Here is an 18776-nt window from a genome sequence, read left to right as displayed (position 1 = left end):
GAAGCCTGTCGTTTCCGAGCGCCCACCGGGGCGCGGAGCGGAACAACGACCATTCTCTGCTTCCTCGGCGAACTCCTGTTTAGTTCTGACGTCGGGTCCTGTCTGTCCTTTGCGCCTTTTGCGCTTCCTTGCGGCCCTACTGCTCCTCGGATTCGCCGCGCCTTTCCGGGGGAAATTTCCCTTCGATTGCGCTCCTGCCCCACCTCCCAAAATGGCGCAGCCATTTTGATAAGCAGCCTGTCGGACGAAGTCCGACAGGCTGCTTCCGACAGGCTGCTTCTGCTTTCAGGTTGAGACCTCCCCGCGCGCTGCGCTTGCTCTTGGCTTTCCGTTCATGCCGCCGTCGCCCGCCCGCAAACGCCTGCTCACCTGGCTACTCGCCGGGGGCAGCACGTTGCTGCTGCTCGGCGCGGCCTGGCAACTCGGCGCACTGTTCTGGTCGCTGCGCGCCCGCCCCACCCCGCCGCCGCGGCCACTCGCCCGCAACTCCGCGTCGTGTCAGCAGTGCCACGCCGACATCCACCGGGCCTGGGCCGACTCGCATCACGCGAAAGCGCACCGCCCGTTCGACGTCGCGCAGGATGCCGAGGCATTCACCCCGCGCGCCCTGTTCGCACTCCACGACGTCACGTATCAGCTTCGGCTCGACACCGGGAAGCCCGCGTTCTCCGAGCAGCGCGCCGGCCAGCCTGCCGACACCTACACGGCCGACTTCGTCCTCGGCCACACGCCCCTGCGCCAGTACATCGTGCCCACCGGGCGCGGACGCTACCAGGCCAGCGAAATCGCCTACGATCCGGCGCGCAAAGACTGGTTCAACGTCTTCGGCAACGAGCGCCGCCAGCCCGGCGAATGGGGCCACTGGCGCGGCCGCGGCATGAACTGGAACTCGATGTGCGCCCAGTGCCACCTCACCGACTTTGCCAAGAACTACGAGCCGGCGACCGACGCCTACGCCTCCACGTGGCTCGAGCACGGCGTCGGCTGCGTCCAGTGTCACGACGGGCTCACGCCCGACCACGCGACGCCCGGTTACCGCACGCCGCCCGCGCTCTGGCGGCAGGCGACCGACCGCGCACGCGCCACCGAAACCTGCGCCCCGTGCCACGCCCGCAACGAGGTCCTCGTCGGCGAACCGCGCCCCGGTCTGGCCTACTTCGACCACTTCCGCGTCACGCTGCCGGTCGACGCCGCCACGTTCTACCCCGACGGCCAGGTCCGCGACGAGGACTTCAACTGGACGTCCCTCCTCACGAGCCGGATGGGCGGCAAGGCCCGCGTCACATGCCTCGATTGTCACGACCCGCACAGCGGCAAGACCCGCCTGCCGGCCGCGACCAACGCCCTGTGCCAGCAATGCCACGGCCAGCCCAACCCGCGCAACGCGCCCATCATCGACCCGTTGGCGCACTCGCACCACAAGCCAGACAGCACCGGCAACCAGTGCGTCGCCTGCCACATGCCGACGACCACCTACATGCAGCGCGACCCGCGCCACGACCACGGGTTTCTCAAGCCCGACCCGCTACTCACGAAGGAACTCGGCATCCCCAACGCCTGCGATCGCTGCCACGCCGACCGCGGCATTGATTGGCAGATCGCGGCGAACGCCCAGTGGTACGGCGCCAAGCTTGACTCCCGCCAACGCGCCCGCGCCCGCGCCGTCGCCGCCGCCCAGCGCGGCGCGCCCGAGGCCCCCGCCCGGCTCCTCGCGCTGATCGCCGGCGAGGACGTCCCCGCGTGGAAGGCCACCCTCCTCCAACTCACTCTCCCGTGGGCGGCGGATCCGGCAGTCACGCAGGCCGCCCAAGCCGCCCGCGCCGACCCGCACCCGCTCGTCCGCGCCGAGGCCGTCCGCCTGCTGGCCGCCGCCAACGCCGCGCCCGAATCCGTCCGCGCCGCACTGCAGGATACGAGCCGACTCGTGAGGCTCGAAGCCGCCTGGGCCCTCGCCCGCGACCTGCCCGCCGACGCACCCGCGCGCGCCGACCTCGATGCCTACCTGCGTTTCAACGCCGACCAACCGCTCGGTCAGGTCCAGCTGGGCCAAGCCCGCGCCGCGCGGGGCGAGACCGCCGCCGCCGAGGCGTGCTTCCGCCAGGCCATCGCGTGGGACCCGAACTCACCCGGCATCCGTGAAACGCTCGCGCTCTTCCTCAACGAGCAGGGCGATGCCGCCGGCGCCGCCGCCGAATTCTGGCGCGCCGCGCAACTCGCGCCGTCCAACGCCCATCTCGCCTTCGAGGCCGCGCTCACCTTCGCCGCCTCCAACCGCCTGCCTGACGCTGAGCTGGCGCTGCGCGAAGCCGTGCGCCGCGACGCCATGCTCCATCGCGCGTGGTACAATCTCGGGCTGCTCCTCGCGCAGACTGGCCGCGCGGCCGAGGGCATCACCGCGCTCGAGCGGGCCGAGCACGCCGCACCCGATGTCGCAGATTACCCGTACGCCCGCGCCACGATTCTCTGGGGCCAGGGCCAACCGGAGGCCGCCCGCGCCGCCGCACGCCGCGCGCTGGCGATCGATCCTGCCTACGCCCCCGCCCGCGAACTCGCGCGCTGAGAGACTACTTTCCGCCCCTTCGCCTGCCGCGACCTGGCCTCGGTCCAGGCATGCACCGTGGGGTTCACCCAAGCCGCGCAAGCGGACGTGGCAAAGCGCGTCCCGCGCGCGGCGACCTGCCACGTGCCGGCAAACAATGAACCCACGTTGAAACGGGATCGGACCACATCGGCATCATCGGCACACCGGGCGCCCGGCTAAATGACAACGGCGCGCTCGTCCTGCTTTGTGCCGCCCCACTCCAGCTCACCCGGCACCGATTCGCCGTCGCTCGCCTTCCCACCCTGGAGATGTATTCGCTGCTACGCGTGAAACCCCTCCTCCCCCTCCTTCTCTGCCTGGCGGTGCCCCCCGCCTCCGGCACGACGTTCCACGCCGCCCCTGACGGTGCCGTCTCCCAGCCCGGCACGTTGGCCAACGCCCCGACCACACTCGCCAAGGCTGCGGGCCAGCTGCGGCCGGGCGACACCGTGATCCTACACGGCGGCCGCTATGCCCTGACCCAGACACTTGTCCTCGCCTCCAGCGGCCAGCCTGGCGCTCCCCTCACGCTCGAAGCCGCGCCGGGCGAGCACCCGATCATCGACGGCAGCGCCCTGGCCCCGAGCGGCTCCGCCCGCGCGATCACGATCACCGGCAACTACTACGTGCTCCGCGGCCTCGAGATCACGGGCGCGTACAACCAGGGTGTCTTCATCCAGGGCAGCCACAATCAGTTCGAGCGTTGCGTCTCGCACCACAACGGCGGCTCCGGGTTCAGCGTGACGCTCGAGCACGGCGAGACAGGCAACGCGGCCGGCGAACGCGCCGCGTTCAACCGCTTCGTCAACTGCGACGCGCACCACAATTTCGACTGGTACAAGACCAGGCCGGGCGGCGCGCAATACCCGGGAACCGATGCCGACGGCTTTGGCTGCAGCCTCAGCTCCGGCCAGGGCAACTCGTTCTTCGGCTGCCGCAGCTGGAGCAACTCCGACGACGGCTGGGACTGCTTTGAGTCGGGCTACGGCGTGGTGATCGAGAACTGCTGGACCTGGAGCAACGGTGTCTGGAGCGATCACGCCGAGGTCTATCAGGCCCGGACCGGCAAGCCGCTGACCGAGACGCTGTTCCGCGGCGACGGCAACGGCTTCAAGCTGGGCGGCAATCACAGCACCGGCGGCGGCAAATGCTCCGCACTTTCCCGCGGCACGAACGTGCTGCGCAACGGCATCAGCTTCGGCAATCGCGCCACCGGCATCGACCAGAACAATCACCAGGACGGCATGTACGTGGAAAACTGCCTGAGCTTCGACAACCGGCGGAACATCAACTTCTGGAACCAGCCGAACCCCGGCCGCCGTTTCGTCTTCCGCAACAACGTCCTGCTCGGCCGCGGCACCGCCGAGAGTGCGATCAAGATTCCACATCTCGCGGAAGCGAACACCTGGCAGGGCGCCATCACCGCCACGCCGGCGGACTTCGTCTCGCTCGATCGAGCCGACGCCGCCGCGCCGCGGCACGCCGATGGTTCTCTTCCCGACCGCTTCGGCCGGCTGCGTCCGAGCAGCCGGTTGATCGATGCCGGCGCGCGCACCGAAGCCATCGCTGACCGCGGCTACTCGCTCCCGCCAATTCCCTACCGCGGGGCGGCGCCCGACGTCGGGCCCTACGAGACGCCGTAGGCGCTCATTGTGCCGGCGCGGCGTTGGCAGGCAGCGTGAACCAGAACGTGCTGCCCTGCCCCTCGGCACTCGTGACCCCAATCGTGCCGTAATGCGCCTCGACCGCCATCTTCGCGAACGCGAGGCCAAGGGCCGTGCCGTATTTGGCATGCTCGCGCTCCACCTGGCCGAACTTCTCGAAGATGACCGTGTGGAGCTCCGGCGCGATTCCGGGACCATCGTCCTGCACCTCGATGCGCGCGCCGCCCTCCGTCGGTATCAGCCGAATGGCGACATGCCCGCGGCGCGCGAGTTTCAGCGCGTTCGTCATCAGGTTCAGCAGCACACGGCGGATCAGCTCGCGGTCAGCCTGGACCGTCAGCGTCGCCGGCGCCTCAAAACGCACTTCGGTCTCGCGCACCAACGGCTTCAGCCCGGCCAGGACGGACTGCGCCAGTTCGGGCAGGTTCACGGGCGTCAGCAGCGGCTGGAGGGTTCCCGACTCCATTTTCGCGACGTCGAGCAACTGCGCCACCATCTCCACCAACCCCTCGATCTCGGCCTTCGCCCCCGCGACCAATTCGGCATCTTCGGGCGGCGCCGACGGCTGCAGCACGTCCATCGTGAGTTTCAGCGCCAGCAACGGGGAACGCATGTCGTGCACGATCAGGTGCGTCAGCTGGTCGCGCAGCCGCTCGAGATTGCGCTCCCGCAGCAGGCTCTCCTGCAGTTCGCGCTGCTGGCGGCGCAGCTGGAGGTGCGTCTTCACGCGGGCCGCCACTTCGGCGAATTGGAAAGGCTTGCTCACGTAGTCCACGCCGCCCGCCTCAAAGGCCCGCAGCTTGTCCTCGGTCTCCGACAACGCGCTGATGAACAGGACCGGAATGTCCGCCGTCGCGGGATCGGCCTTGAGCTGCCGGCAGACGTCGTAGCCGTTCATTTCGGGCATCGTGACGTCCAGCAACACCAGATCCGGCGGCTCGGTGCGCACCGCCCGCAAGGCATGCGCTCCATTGGTCACCGGTCGCACGCGGTACCCACATTCCTTCAACATGCCATCGAGCAGTTGCAGGTTCGCCGGCGTATCGTCGACCACCAGGATGCTTTGCCGCGGGGGTGTCATGGGCACGCCAACACGCTACCCTCCCTCACCTTGCGAGCGCAAGCCGCTCGTCCCTCCGGGACTCGGCTCTTTCTCTTACTCTTCCTCTTTCTCTTACTCTCGATTGCTCAGTTCTCGCTCTACGAACACGGCAGCGGGAGGGTCACCACTCGATCCACGACCCCCGGCCGACGAGGTCGGAGAGAAAGAGGAAGATAAAGAGAAAGAGGAAGACCCGGGGAGGCTCAGCGCCCCGCGCCCTTCGACTCCAGAGCCCGCTGCACGCGATGGGCGAAGAGCCAGCTTGCCGTCTGATAGTAGGCGACCGCGTCGGCCATGAGTTCGGGATCGGGGTCGATCGGCAGCTGCGCATGCGTCGTCCGGTCGTACGAGTAACTCGCGCTCCGCCGCACCGGCTCGATCACCGCCAGCTTGTCGCCGCGGTACAGGCCAAGCTTCTGATACGTGCCCATCAGGGCGCGGCCTTCCGGATGATCCGGCGCCAGCACATCCACGCCGAAGAACCGGCTCGGATACGACCAGCCCAGCAGCCCGAGCAGCGTCGGCGCATAGTCGACCTGGCTGGCAAGCGTACTGACGACGCCCGGCTGCACCTGGCCGCCCGGCGCGTAGATGATGAGCGGAATGTGGTAGTTCCAAACCGGCAGCTCGGTCTTCCCGGCGCTCGACGCACAGTGGTCCGCCACGATCACGAAGATCGTGTCCTTGAACCAGGGCTTGGTCGCCGCCTGCCGCAGGAGCTGGCCGATGGCATAGTCGGTGTACTTCACCCCGCCCGCCCGGCGCGACGTCTTCGACGGCAGGTCAATCCGGCCGTCGGGAAACGTGAAGGGGCGGTGATTCGAGGTCGTCATCACGAACTGATAGAAGGGCCGGCCGGCGGCGTACTCGGCGTCCGCCTCCCGCAGCGCCCAGCGATAGAGATCCTCGTCGCAGGCGCCCCAAGCGTTGGCAAAGGTGATGTCCTCCTTCGCCACACCGGCCCGGTCCACGACCTTGTACCCATTGCCGCCAAAGAAGGCGTTCATGTTGTCGAAGTATCCGTAGCCGCTGTACACGAACGTCGTCGCGTACCCCTTGCTGCGGAAGACCGAGCCGAGCGTGAACAACCCGTCGTTCACGGGCCGTTTCACCAGCGAGCGCCCCGGCGTGGGCGGCACGCTGAGCGTCAGCGCCTCCATGCCCCGGTCGGTGCGGTTGCCCGTCGCATAAAAGCGGTCGAAGACCAGCGCCGAGGGCATCAGCGCATCGAGGTTCGGCGTGATGCCCTCCTTGTTGCCATAGCGCGTCAGGAAGCTCGCGCTCAGGCTCTCCACCGTGATCTGGATCACGTTCAGCCGCCGTTCGGGCCCGGCATGCACCACCGGTCGGAGCAGGTCGCGGGTGCCCGCCACGGTCGCCACCGCCGCGGCGCTCGGGGAGCCCTCGAGTCGGCGACGCACCCGGGAGAAGGCCGCGTCAATGTTTTCGGTCGGATAGAACGTGTCGAAATCGAGCTCGTTGGCCCGGAACGCCGCGAAGAACGACCAGGGACCGTTCTTGGCGAGCTCCGCGTTGTACGCATTGGCAAACCGCGGCAGCCGGTCCTGCTGCAGCGCCATCCCCACCAGCACTGCGGCGACAGCCCACCCGGCCGCCGCGCGCCACCGGCGGCGCGCCGGTTCCGCCGGATGCGCCAGCCACGCGGCGATCAGTCCGGTGCGGCTGATGAGCCACACGCCGCCGGCCGAGAGCACGGCCAGCCCGCCCAGGAGCAGGGGCATCGGGTACGACTCGCGGATATTCCCCACGACCTCCGTCGTGTACACGAGGTAATCCACCGCGATGAAGTTGAAGCGGACGCCAAACTCATCCCAGAACACCCACTCCGCGAGCGCCGTAAAACCCAACGCGTACACCCCGGCAAAGAGCGCGAGCCACGCCAGCGCCCGCCCCACGCGACGTTCGAAAAACCGGGCCGGGAGGGCCGCCAGCAACAGCGCCACCGGCAGCGACCACCAAAGCGCGGTACCCAGGTCGAAGGCCGTGCCCCAGGCAAAGGCCCCCAACAGGCTCGCATCCCACCCCGCCTCCCCGCCCGCCTTCGCCAGCAAGGCCAGCCGCATCAGGCAGCTGGCGACCAGGATCAGGCCCACCGTCAGCCACGCCCCGCCATGCCGCCGGCTCACCAGCCGCGCCAGCCAGCTTCGGCGAGGGAGCTCTGCGACCGGTGGCCGCGAGTCCTTGCCGACTTCGACTGGAGTGCCTGGCACTTCGGAATTGGGGACGAGGGGGGTTGGGGAAAGGTTGGCAGCGTCCGGAGCAAGCGCACCGGAGGAGGGTGTGGGAGCGGGCATACGATACGGATAGAGGCGTCTCCTACGTTTCCTGCTAGAAAGATGACAAAACCGTCATCTTGGCGTTAGCCAAGCGTCATCTCAGATTTTCCGGGTCCGGGGCGGCGTAAATTCGCTCTGGTCCACCCGCCCGCCCCGGCTACGCTGGCCACCGATGCGCATCCTGGTGGTCGAAGACGAAAAGAAGGTCGCGGCATTTGTCCGGGCCGGCCTCGAGGAGCAGGGGTTTGCAGTCGAGGTCTGCCACGACGGCGACACCGCGGCGGACGTCGCAAGCGCCGGCAGCTTCGACGGCATCATCATGGATATCATGCTGCCGGGCCGCGACGGGCTCAGCGTGCTCCAGAAGCTTCGCCGCGAACACAACTCAACCCCCGTCATCCTGCTCACGGCGCGCGGCGACCTCGATGAGCGCGTCACCGGCCTCAACCTGGGTGCCGACGACTACATCCCGAAACCGTTCTCGGTGGTCGAGCTCATCGCCCGACTCCGGGCTGTCCTGCGCCGGCACACCGGCACCGGGCTGACCGTCCTGACGCTCGCGGATCTCTCGCTCAACCTCGTCACGCGCGAGGTCCGTCGCGGCGCGACACGCATCGACCTAACCCCCCGCGAGTTCTCGCTGCTCGAGTGCCTGTTGCGCACCCCGGGCAAGGTCGTCACCCGCGTGGAGATCAGCCAGACCGTGTGGGGCCATCAGTTTGACGCCGGCACCAATTTCGTCGACGTCGCGATCCAGCGGCTGCGCCGCAAGCTCGATGACCCGTTCCCGCGCAAGCTCCTGCAGACGGTTCGCGGCATCGGTTACGCGCTTCAGGCCGACGTTTGATGGCGCTCTCCATCCAGTCCAAGTTTGCCGTGTGGTCGGCCCTCGTGACCACGGCCGCGGTTGTCCTCTTCGCCAGCGGAACGCTGCTCAACCTCTACCACGTCGAGCTTGAGGGCATGGATCAGGAGATGGCCTCGGAGGCGGCGGTCGTGCAGCAGCGCCTGGCGCGCGACAACCTCGCGCTGCCCGCGGGAATCGATTTTCACCCCTCGATGGCCTACGCCGTCTTCGGGCCGGATGGACGGCTCGAGCACCTCACGCCCCGGCTCGATCCCGGTCTGGCCCGCACGGCGCTGCTGAGCAAGGAGCCGGTGACCGCCGGAGAGGATCCCAGTCGCTGGCGGCTCCGCGCCTACCTGGGGCCCAAGACCGTCGTGATCGGCTACAACCTCGATGAGGTCGGCGAGATCGTGCACAACCTGCTGCTCTCGTACCTGATGTCGCTGCCCTTGGTAATCGTGGCCGCAGCCCTCGGCGGCCGCTGGGTGGCGCGCCGGGCCCTGCAACCGCTGCGCAGTTTTGCCCGGACGACCGAGACCGTCGTCGCCGATCGGCTCGACGTCCGCCTGCCGCAGCCCGCCGCCAATGACGAGCTCCGCCAACTGGCCAGCGCGTTCAACGTCATGCTCAGCCGACTGCAGACCTCGTTTGGCCAGACCCAGCGGTTTGCCGCCGACGCCTCGCACGAGTTGCGCACGCCCCTGACCATCATGCGCACGGAGATCGAGCAGCTCCTGCGGCTGCCCGCGCACACGCCGATCCCGGAGGAGCGGCTGATGAGCCTGCAGGAGGAACTGAGCCGGCTCGATCGCATCACCGAGCACCTGCTCATGCTCGCACAGTTCGATGCCGGCCAGGCTGCGGGTCTTCCGCGCGAGCCCGTCAACTTCTCCGCGCTTGTGCGCGAAGCCGCGGAAGACGGCGAACTGCTTGCGGCGGCCGAGGATATTACCCTGCGCAGCACGGTCGCGGACGACGTGTGGGTGCGGGGCGACCCGCTGCTGCTGCGTCGGCTGCTGCTCAATGTCATCGACAATGCGATGCACTACAACGAGCGGCACGGCGCCGCCGAGCTGAGCCTGACGCGCATCGGCGAGACCGCGTTCCTGCGCGTACGCAACACCGGCCCGGGCATTCCCGAAGCCGCCCGCGCCGACCTGTTCCAGCGCTTCTTCCGCGCTGATGCGGCGCGCCGGCGAGGCGGCCATGGCCTGGGCCTCGCCCTCTGCCGAGAAATCGCCCGCTCGCATGGCGGCGAGATTTGGCACGAGGAGACGGCGCCAGGCTGGACGGACTTCGTGATCCGGCTGCCGATCCAAGGCACCTAAGGGGCGGTGCGGAAGCGCGAGATGGAATGGCCGCAGCTGAAAGTACCGGACGTGATTGGGGCGACGGCCGGGAGAAAGAGAAAGAGGAAGAGCAAGAGAAAGATCCCAGGCACAGCGCTCACATCACGCACTTCACTCCGTCGACCCCTTTCACTTTCACTCTCACTTTCACTCCGCAGGCCACTTTCACTCTCACTCCGAAGGTCACTCTCACTCCGTAGATCACCATGCAGAACGACACAGGCTTTGGACTCGGCACCCAGGAGGTGCGCCGGCGGCATATCCTGCCGAAGGCGCTCGTGGTCGGCGTCGTGGCCGGGCTGCTGGCGTCGGCCTTCCGCCTCGCGCTGGTGACAGCCGAGCGCGCGCGGGTGGAGTTTCTCCTGCCCCTGCCCTTTTCCTCGCGGCTCCCGGTGGCAATCGCGTTCTGCGTGGCCGGCGGGGCACTGGGCGTGTGGCTGGTGCGCCGCTTTGCGCCGGACGCCAGCGGCAGCGGCATTCCGCAGATCAAGGGCTTCATCGCCGGTGACCGCGGAATCGAGTGGCGTCGGATGGTGCCGGTGAAGTTCTTCGGCGGGCTCGCCGGCATCGGCGGCGGCCTGGCGCTGGGCCGCGAGGGTCCGACCATCCAGCTCGGCGGCGCGACCGGGCTGATGGTCTCAGAGTGGTTTCGGGTGAAACCGGGTGAAGGCGAACGCAAGGCGCTCATCGCGGCCGGGGCCGGCGCCGGGCTCGCGGCCGCCTTCAACGCCCCGCTCGCCGGCGTGATGTTCGTGCTCGAGGAGCTTGCCGGCAGTTTCACGCCCGTCGTTTTCGTGGCGGCTTTTCTCGCTTCGGTCGTCGCCGACATGGTGGCGCGGTTGCTCACCGGCGACCTGCCGGTGTTCGCGCTGCACGCGATGCCGGTCCCCGACCTGCGCACCGTGCCCGCCGCGCTGGTCCTGGGTCTCGCCTGCGGCCTGGGCGGCGTGTTCTTCAACCGCTGCGTGATGACGTCGCTCAACCTCTACGGCCGTCTGCGCTGGCCCGGCTGGGCCGTCGGCGCGCTCGCCGGTCTGCTGGTGGGCATCGCAAGCGGCATCTATCCGCCGGTGGCCGGCATGGGGGGCACGCTGACCCAGCAGGCGCTCGCGGGCGAAATCGCGCTGCGCTGGCTGCCGGCCCTGCTCGTGGCGCGTTTTGCCATGACGATGGTGAGCTACGGCTCGGGCGCGGCCGGGGGCATTTTCGCGCCGCTGCTCGTGCTCGGCGCGCTCGGGGGCCTCGCCTTCGGCCACGGCGTGCATGCGCTGCTGCCGTCGCTCGCCGCCCACCCCGCGGCCTTCGCCGTGCTCGGCATGGGCGGACTGCTCACGGCGATCGTGCGCGCACCGCTGACCGCGCTCGTGATGATGATCGAGCTGACCGGCCGCTATGAGTTCATGCTCCCCCTGCTCGTTTGCAGCCTGGCCGCGTACGGCGTCGCGGAGTGGCTCCGCGACGTGCCGATCTACGAGGCGCTCCGCCTTCGGGCAAAACGCCTCGCGACCGAGAACCGCTGAGCAGCTTACCTTCGCGTGAGCCGGACCGGGCCGAGCAGGCCGGACGGCAGGAGCTTCGCCTTCGGGTCGAGCGGAATGTTGGTGCGCGTGAGGCGCGCCTCCGGCGGACGCTGGGCGTCGCCGATGAGGCGGTTGGGCCAGAGGTTCGCCACGTCGATCTCGAGCTCGTTCTCGCCGCGACGCAGTGCCGCGGTGATCTCCACGCGCCACGGCGCCGTCCAGACCACGCCAAGCTCGACGCCGTTGAGCCGCACCTGCGCGATCGATTTTACCACGCCCAAGTCGAGGAACAGCCGCTCGCCCGGCGCGAGCTCGCGGTCGAAAGCCAGGCGTTTCCGATAGGTCGCGAGGCCGGAATAGAAGCGGATGCCCTCCTCCGGACGCTGCGTCCAATCGGTGAGGGCCGCGAACTCGACCTCGGCCGGTCCGCCCCACGCGCGATCGAACTGCACGCGCCATGGCCCGGAAACCTCCTGCGCCACGGGCAGCTCGAGCGGCAGCACCGCTCCGGTCGTCGGCGCCGCCTTGGCGTGGCGAAACACGACGAAGAACGCCTGGTGCGGCGCGAACATCAGCGGGATGACCGCCTGCCCCGCCGCACTGCGCACGGCGGCCGGTTTCAGACGCGCCCCCGTGACGGGGTCCCAAATCTCGGGCGTGAGCCCGGCGACGCGGAAACTCGCCTCGCCCGACTCTGGTCGATCATTGCGGTTCGCCACGAAGTAGATCTCCGCCTCCGGCGTCTGCCGGTGCACGAAGTCGATCCAGGCTTTCCCGCCGGTGAACGCGAAGTCCGGGCCCACGCCGTCGGCCGCGAGAATGTCCCGCGGCGCCACGCCCCAGAACACCCGCCCCCGGCCGCATGTGTGGGTTTTGACTGCCTTGCCATCGCACGGGCCCCAAACCTCGGCCGCGATCGCCTTCACCTCGTCGTCGCAGGCCGGATACGCATCGAGCCCCGGATCCTGCCGGGGCGTCGGACCCACCACGGTCGCACCGGCGCGGACGAGTTCGCGGATCTTCGCCGCAATCTCGCGCGGCATCCGGTCGGTGTCCGGCAACAGCAGCAGCCGATAGCTCATGCCGTCGGGCAACACGATGCGACCGTCGCGCACCGTGGCGCGCGTGAGCAGCACCTCGGCGTTGCACTGATCGTAGTCATAGCCCGCGCCCAATCCCGGCAGCGCGCGTTTCGGTTCGGCGACGTTCGGCGCGCCATCGCCGGTGTACGCGAGCACGTCGGCCACGAAGAGTCCCTGCTGCAGCAGGAAGTGGCACCGCCCGAGGTAATCCAGGAACGGTCCCACCAGCGGCCACCAGGTCTGGTTCCGGTTGAAATGCGAGCCGGCGTAGTACTCGTGCCCGGGCTTGCCGTCGCGGTCCCGCACCGCGGTGGACTCGTGCACGATCAGTCGGTTGATGCCCTCGCAAAACGCGCGGTCCGCCGCCGGCTTCAGCGTGCCGGGCGCATCGAGCCAGTGGCGGCCGGTGGTGAACGCCTCCGCCGAGGCCGTGCGCCGGCCGTAGATGTGCGCGGCGGACGAGACCATCTTCGTCACCTTGTTCTGCTGGTCCTCCAGCCGCGTGACGCCGTAGCCGAGCTTCGGATCCAGCCCGCCGGGTTCATCGTGCCGCAGCCCGAGCCAGAACTCGCCCATCGGGCGGTCGCTCCGCCCCAGGTTTTTCAACCCATCCATGCACATCGTGCCGGAGCGGCTCGGTCCTGCCGCCTCGTTCTGCACCTGCAGGCCATGCGCATGGCAGAGCTCGGCGAAACGGCCGTAGTGCTCGTCCGCCATCAGGTCGGCGACGGTCTTGCGGTAATCGTGCAGAAAACGGTCGGCCACGTCCGCGCTGCCAATGATGTAGCCCGCCAGCACCGGCAGGTACGGCACCGGATCGTAACCGCGATAGCGCCGGAACTGCGCGACGATCTTCTCCGTCCAGTTCGGAAACCCGTCCTCGAAGCTGTCGTCGCAGAAGTAGCTTAACCGCGTGCCCGCCGCCGCCGCGTCCTCGAGCAGCAGCTTGCCCAGCTGTTCGAACTGCAGCTCCACGCCGGCCCGATCCAGCCAGCCAATCGAGAGCCCGTCGCCCTCCTTCGGCGCGATCATCAGGCGCGAGCCGGTCATGCGATGGCCCGTGCGCACAATCGTCCAGCGCCCCGGCGGCACGTCCCAGGTGAGACGACCGTCAGCGTCCATCTTCGCCGTCAGGTCCACCACTTGGTCGACGGGCACCGGCCGGTCCCCGGGCGCCGCCGGCAGCGGCCGGTTCGCCGGGCCCATGACGTCGCGCGCCCGCGTGAAGTTCGACGCGTCGCGCCGGTTGGTCTTGGCCGGCAGCAACGCCGTGCGTTCGGCGTCGAAGCGGACGCCGCCCGCCGCCGGCTCCGGCACCGCCACCACGGCGGTGTCGCGGTAGTCAAGCTGCTCGAGCGGAAGGTCGATGTACTCCTTGAAGCCCGGCGGATTGAAAACCTTGTCGTAGCCATCGCGGTGGCCCGGCAGCGGCAGCTGGCCCGTGAAACGCTGCGGCCCCTCGACCGTCAGTCGCGACTGCAGGAACCACCGACCCGCCAGCCGCGGTGGCACCCACGGCCCGCCCATGCACCAGCCGCCGCTCAGGTTGACGCCCACCTCGATGCCCAACCGGCGCGCCTCACGCAGCGCGTGCCGGTACAGCTCGCGCCACGCCGGCGACAGGAACGGCACCGCGTCCGGCGGCACGTTCGAGGGCCCGAAGTTGACCGAGTTGACCAGCAGCACCTCACCGACGCCCTTGGCCGCGAAGGCCTCGAGGTCGCGCGTGATGCCCTCCCGGTCCACCCGGCCGTCGAGCCACCACCAGTACACGCCGGCCCGAGCGGCCGCCGGCACCCGCTCGAACCCGGCGGCCAGCGCATCGGCGGCATCCGCGGCCAGCCCGCCGCCCGCCGCCTCCGCCGCCACGCGGCCGGGCGCCACGAGCAGCGCCACTCCGGTCAGGGATCCCAGTTTGATGAATTCACGTCGATCGAGATGCATGGTTGGAGAGAGGTCAGGATGGTGGGCGGGAACCGGGTCTACGCGTGAATTTCGATTCGGCATCGTCTTTCTGATGCCGCGGCCGCCCGAGGGAAAGGGCCAAGCCACCGGACTTTTCCTCCGATCCCAGTATCGGTCGGCTCCTTGACACCTGCGGCGCGGCCTCGGAAAACATCGGCATGGCGAATGATTATTCAGACGACCAGCTCCGCATGGTGGCGCGGCTCTACTACATCGATGGCATGGGCCAGAGCGATGTGGCGCGTTTCGCCAAGGTGTCGCAGGCCAAGGTCTCGCGCCTGTTGGCGCTGGCGCGCGAGCGCGGCATCGTCCGGATCACCATCGCCGACTACAATCCCCGCCGGCCGGAGCTGGAGCGGGAGCTCGAGCGCCGCTTCGGTTTCGGCACCGTCATCGTCATCAAGTCTAACGAGGGCTCGGACCTGGCCTCGCTCCGCCGCTCCGTCGGCCACTTCGGCGCCAGCCTGGTCGATGAGATGATCCAGCCCCGGGACACGGTCGCCGTGGCCGGCGGCCGCACCCTGCAGGAGCTGGCGCAAAACCTGCCCGAGGGCGGCAACAAGGCGCTCACGATCGTCCAGGCGATGGGCAGCGTCGATTCCCAGATCAGCACGGTGGACTCGCAGGAGGTCGGCCGGCTCGTGGCGCAGCGCCTGGGCGGCAAGTTCCTCGCAATGAACACGCCCGCCTTCATCCCGACCAAGCGCACGCGTGACGCCCTGCTCGCGCTGCCCCAGGTGAGCAGCGTGCACCAGGAACTCGACCGAGCGAATGTGGCGCTCGTTGGCCTCGGTACCCTTTCCAACTCGGTGTTCGTCGAACGCGGCACCGTCGCCGCCACGATGGCCCGCGAGCTCGAACGCGCCGGCGCCATCGGCGAGATCTGCGGCCGGTTCATCGACGCCGAGGGTCGCGAATGCGACACCGGCTGGCGCGACCGCGTGATCAGCGTGGAGCTCGATCAGCTCCGCCGCATGCCACAGGTCGTGGCGGTGGTCTCTGGCGCCGATCGCACGTCGGCCATCTGCGCCGCCGTCAAGGGCGGCCTGGTAAAGTCGCTCCTGATCGACGAGATCGGCGCCGCTGCGCTCCTCGGCACCGCGCCCGCGGAGCCTGAGGCCAAGCCGCGCGCGGCGCGGCGGGCAGGGCGTTGAGCGGCGCGCGACGTTCATTCCGCAACTGTCGCCTCCGTCAGCGTCACCGGCCCGAGCAGCCCCGATGGTAGCAGCGCCGCCGCATCCGCCAGGGGAATATTCGTTCGCGTCAGTCGCTTGGCGGCCGGCAGGTACTTGTCGCCGATCAGCCGGTTGGGCCAGAGGTTGGTTATGTCGATCTCCAGTTCGTTGTCGCCGGATCGCAACGCCGTCGTCACGTCCACCCGCCAGGGCGCGCACCAAACCGTTCCGAGCGCGCGACCGTTCAGGCGCACGGTCGCAAGATTCTTCACGGTCCCGAGCTCAAGGAACAGCTGGCTGCCGGCAGCCCGCGTACCGTCCCATCGGAAGGTCTTTCGATACGTAGCCGTGCCCGAGTAATAGCGCACGCCCTCGTCCCGGCTCTGGATCCAGTCGGTCAGGCTCGGGAACGTCACCTCGCCGGGCCCGCCCCAGCGCGGGTCGAAGCGCACCCGCCACGCGCCATCGAGCGTTTGCCGCGGCCGCCAGGCCGCGAAGTTCCCGGCCGCGGCGTCCGCCGCGGCGGATGCGGGCGTGGAGGGCCGGGCGCGAAACACCACGAACCAGGATTGATGCGGGGCAAACTCGAGCGGCACCGTCGTCTCATTGCCGGCGACGCTGAACACCGGGAGCGGGCGGATCTCACCGGTAACCGGATCCCAAAGCTCCGGCACTCGCCCCGCCACCCGGAAGGTCACGGCCACGCGGTCCGCGCGCGCGTTGCGGTTCACCACGAAGAATACCTCCGCGTCAGGCAGCGTGCGCTGCACATGATCGAGCGAGCCCGCGCTCTCGTCGTAACGCAGCGCCGGGCCAATGCCGTCCGCCGCCAGGACTTCGCGCGCCGTCCGCCCCCAGTACACGCGGCCGGCGCCGACCGGGTTGGCCGTCACCGCGTGCCCATCGGCCGGGCCCCAGAGCTCCGCGGCGATCGTGCGCACTTCGGCATCGCACGCCGGAAAATCCCGCAGTCCCGGCGCCCGCACCGGCTTCGGGCCGATCACCGTCGCGCCCGCCCGCACCAGTTCACGCAGCTTACGTGCGACTTCCACTGGCAACGTTTCGCTCTCGGGCAGCACCAACAGCCGGTAGGTCATGCCATCCGGCAGGACGAGCCGCCCGTCGCGCACGGCGAGGCGCGTCAGGAGCACCTCGGTGTTCGCCACATCGTAATCGTAGCCTGGGCCCAGGTCCGCCGGCGTGTGCCGGGGTCGGACCAGATTCGGCGCCGCGTCGCCGTTGTAATACAGGACGTCCGCGACGAAATGGCCGGCCTGCAGCAGGTGTTGGCAGCGGCTGAGGTACTCGACGAAGGCGCCGGCCTGCTCCCACCAGGTGATGTTCGGGTTGAAGTGCGTGCCCGCGCCGTACTCGTAGCCCGGCTTTCCGTCCTCCGGGCGCGTCGCGGTGCTGGTGTGAAACACGATGCGATTGATGCCCTCGCAAAACGCGCGGTCCGCCGTGGGTTTCAACGCGGCCGGATCATCGCTCCAGTGCGCAAAGGTGGTGAACGCCTCCGCCGACGCGGTGCGCCGGCCGTAAATATGTGCGGCGGTTGCCACCATCTTTGTCACCTGGTTCTGGCCGTCCTGCACGAAGCGGTAGTTGTCCTGCCAGAACTCACCCATCGGGCGGTCGCTGCGGCCGAGGTTCTTCAGCGCGTCCATCCCCATCGTCCCGGACCAACTGGGCCCGGCCGCCTCGTTCTGCACCTCGAGGCCAACGGCATGGCTGCGCTCGGCAAGGCGCCCGTAGTGCGCGTCGGCCATCAGGTCGGCCACGGTGCGGCGATAGTCGTACAGAAAACGGTCGGAGATCTCCGCGCTGCCGACGAGGACCCCGCTGAGCACGGGCAGGTACGGCGTGGCATCGTAGCCCCGCAACTGCCGGAAGCGCGCGAGGAAGTTGTCGGTCCAGTTGGGGAACCCGTCCTCGAAGCTGTCCTCATGAAAATACCGGAGCGTTCGTCCCGCGTGCGGTCCCGCCTCCGCCAGCAGGATCTTGCCGAGGTGATCGAACTGCGCGTCGACCCCGCGTTCATTCAGCCAGTCGATCTCGAGTCCCTCCGCCTCGGGGAGCGCGTAGAGCGTGCGGGCGCCGGTCATGCGGTGGCCCGTGCGGAGAATGACCCAGCGGCCGGGGGGGACGTCCCACTCCAGCCGGCCGGTCGCGTCAACCCGCGCGGTGAGATCCACGATGGCCGCGGGCGCCACGGGCTGGTCGCCCGCGGCGGCGGCCCACGGGGCCAGCGGCGGGCGCATGACTTCGTCCGCCGTGAGGTGGCTGCTCCCGTCGAGCCGGTTGGCCTTTGCCGGCAACGCCGCGAGACGATCGCCGGCCACGCGCGCGGCCGCGGGATCCGGCTCGGGATACGCGATGATCGCGGTGTCCCGGTAGTCGGCCTGCGCGAGCGGCAGGTCGACGAAGTTCTTCACCTGAAGCTGCCGCGCGTTGTCGTAGCCCGCCCGGTTGCCCGGCCGCGGCAGCACGCCGGCAAAGTGCGTCGGCCCGGTCACGACCGTCTGCGCCTGCAGGTACCAGCGACCGGAGTCCTCGGGCTTGATCCAGGCGCCGCCCATGCACCAGCCGGTGCTGAGATTCACGCCCACTTCGAGCCCGAGCCGGGCCGCCTCGTCGAGCGCATGGCGGTACAGCGCCCGCCACTCCGGCGAGAGAAACGCCGGGCCACGGGGGATCGCGCCCGCGCCGAAGCCGGTGGACGTGTTGATCAACACGACGCCGGCGATGCCCTTGGCCCGGAACTGCTCGAGGTCGCGGGTGATGCCCGCCCGGTTCACGTGGCTGTTGAACCACCACCAGAACACCACTGGCCGCGCCGCATCCGCCGGGCGGACGAAACCCTGGGCCAGGGCGTCAGCGGGCGCGGGCGCCGCAAGGGTCGGGGCCGCAGCCGGCGGGCCGGATGGCGCCGCGCGCATCGCCAGCGGGAGCACGAGCAGGCTGCCCGTGATGGCGGTGCGGCGCACCCAGCAGCTGAGGGTCTCGGTCAGCATACGAGCGGAAGGCATGGCAGGAATGACGCATGGGCGGCGGATAGAATCCGCCCGGGCACCGGGATAAAACGAATACCCGCCGGGCACAGGTCCGGCGGGGGGAACCCGTTCCCCGCCTGTCGGTGGCGACACCCTTCGTCAGAGCGACAGGCGGGAACGGAGAAACGATACGGCCGGAGC

10 protein-coding genes are annotated in these 18776 nt (G+C 69.2%); 6 read left to right on the top strand and 4 right to left on the bottom strand.

Annotation, left to right across the window (positions count from 1 at the left end; translation table 11 throughout):
• Positions 1-334 precede the first annotated feature (334 nt).
• Positions 335-2560: a tetratricopeptide repeat protein gene (locus DB354_RS02170; RefSeq protein WP_107833794.1), complete on the top strand. Its 2226-nt coding sequence runs from the start codon at positions 335-337 to the stop codon at positions 2558-2560.
• A 308-nt stretch (positions 2561-2868) separates the two neighbouring features.
• Positions 2869-4224, top strand: a complete 1356-nt coding sequence (locus tag DB354_RS02165; RefSeq protein WP_158277321.1) for a right-handed parallel beta-helix repeat-containing protein — start codon at positions 2869-2871, stop codon at positions 4222-4224.
• A 4-nt stretch (positions 4225-4228) separates the two neighbouring features.
• On the opposite strand, the gene DB354_RS02160 is transcribed toward DB354_RS02165, so the two are convergent.
• Complete coding sequence (locus DB354_RS02160) at positions 4229-5326, bottom strand: hybrid sensor histidine kinase/response regulator (protein WP_107833792.1); 1098 nt, start codon at positions 5324-5326, stop codon at positions 4229-4231.
• Positions 5327-5550: 224 nt separating this feature from the next.
• Entirely contained in the window at positions 5551-7578 is a 2028-nt protein-coding gene (locus tag DB354_RS02155; protein ID WP_233256526.1) for an LTA synthase family protein, read from the bottom strand.
• Between the two features lie 238 nt (positions 7579-7816).
• Here DB354_RS02155 and DB354_RS02150 point away from each other — a divergent pair, with 238 nt between their 5' ends.
• The 3 genes from DB354_RS02150 (at position 7817) to clcA (ending at position 11360) form a co-directional block, all read left to right on the top strand.
• Positions 7817-8491, top strand: coding sequence for a response regulator transcription factor (locus DB354_RS02150; protein ID WP_107833790.1), 675 nt, complete (start codon positions 7817-7819; stop codon positions 8489-8491).
• The gene (locus DB354_RS02145) at positions 8491-9819 is read left to right on the top strand and encodes an ATP-binding protein (protein ID WP_107833789.1); all 1329 of its coding nucleotides are present in this window, start codon (positions 8491-8493) and stop codon (positions 9817-9819) included. Before DB354_RS02150 ends, DB354_RS02145 begins: the two co-directional genes overlap by 1 nt.
• 227 nt (positions 9820-10046) lie before the next feature.
• The gene (gene clcA, locus DB354_RS02140) at positions 10047-11360 is read left to right on the top strand and encodes a H(+)/Cl(-) exchange transporter ClcA (RefSeq protein WP_107833788.1); all 1314 of its coding nucleotides are present in this window, start codon (positions 10047-10049) and stop codon (positions 11358-11360) included.
• 5 nt (positions 11361-11365) lie between these two features.
• On the opposite strand, the gene DB354_RS02135 is transcribed toward clcA, so the two are convergent.
• The gene (locus tag DB354_RS02135; RefSeq protein WP_107833787.1) at positions 11366-14386 is read right to left on the bottom strand and encodes a glycosyl hydrolase; all 3021 of its coding nucleotides are present in this window, start codon (positions 14384-14386) and stop codon (positions 11366-11368) included.
• Between the two features lie 179 nt (positions 14387-14565).
• Between DB354_RS02135 and DB354_RS02130 the strand changes: the two genes are divergently transcribed.
• Complete coding sequence (locus tag DB354_RS02130; RefSeq protein WP_107833786.1) at positions 14566-15561, top strand: sugar-binding domain-containing protein; 996 nt, start codon at positions 14566-14568, stop codon at positions 15559-15561.
• A 14-nt stretch (positions 15562-15575) separates the two neighbouring features.
• Here DB354_RS02130 and DB354_RS02125 read toward each other — a convergent pair whose 3' ends face one another.
• Positions 15576-18611, bottom strand: a complete 3036-nt coding sequence (locus tag DB354_RS02125) for a glycosyl hydrolase (protein WP_199226772.1) — start codon at positions 18609-18611, stop codon at positions 15576-15578.
• Positions 18612-18776 lie beyond the last annotated feature (165 nt).

The sequence above is a fragment of the Opitutus sp. ER46 genome, assembly GCF_003054705.1.
Taxonomy (GTDB): domain Bacteria; phylum Verrucomicrobiota; class Verrucomicrobiia; order Opitutales; family Opitutaceae; genus ER46.
This window is presented reverse-complemented; position numbering and strand designations above follow the sequence as displayed.

Coding starts and splice junctions, on each gene's coding strand:
- DB354_RS02160 (WP_107833792.1), bottom strand. CDS start 5,326: ATGACACCCCCGCGGCAAAGCATCCTGGTGGTCGACGATACGCCGGCG.
- DB354_RS02130 (WP_107833786.1), top strand. CDS start 14,566: ATGGCGAATGATTATTCAGACGACCAGCTCCGCATGGTGGCGCGGCTC.
- clcA (WP_107833788.1), top strand. CDS start 10,047: ATGCAGAACGACACAGGCTTTGGACTCGGCACCCAGGAGGTGCGCCGG.
- DB354_RS02145 (WP_107833789.1), top strand. CDS start 8,491: ATGGCGCTCTCCATCCAGTCCAAGTTTGCCGTGTGGTCGGCCCTCGTG.
- DB354_RS02135 (WP_107833787.1), bottom strand. CDS start 14,386: ATGCATCTCGATCGACGTGAATTCATCAAACTGGGATCCCTGACCGGA.
- DB354_RS02125 (WP_199226772.1), bottom strand. CDS start 18,611: ATGCCTTCCGCTCGTATGCTGACCGAGACCCTCAGCTGCTGGGTGCGC.
- DB354_RS02150 (WP_107833790.1), top strand. CDS start 7,817: ATGCGCATCCTGGTGGTCGAAGACGAAAAGAAGGTCGCGGCATTTGTC.
- DB354_RS02170 (WP_107833794.1), top strand. CDS start 335: ATGCCGCCGTCGCCCGCCCGCAAACGCCTGCTCACCTGGCTACTCGCC.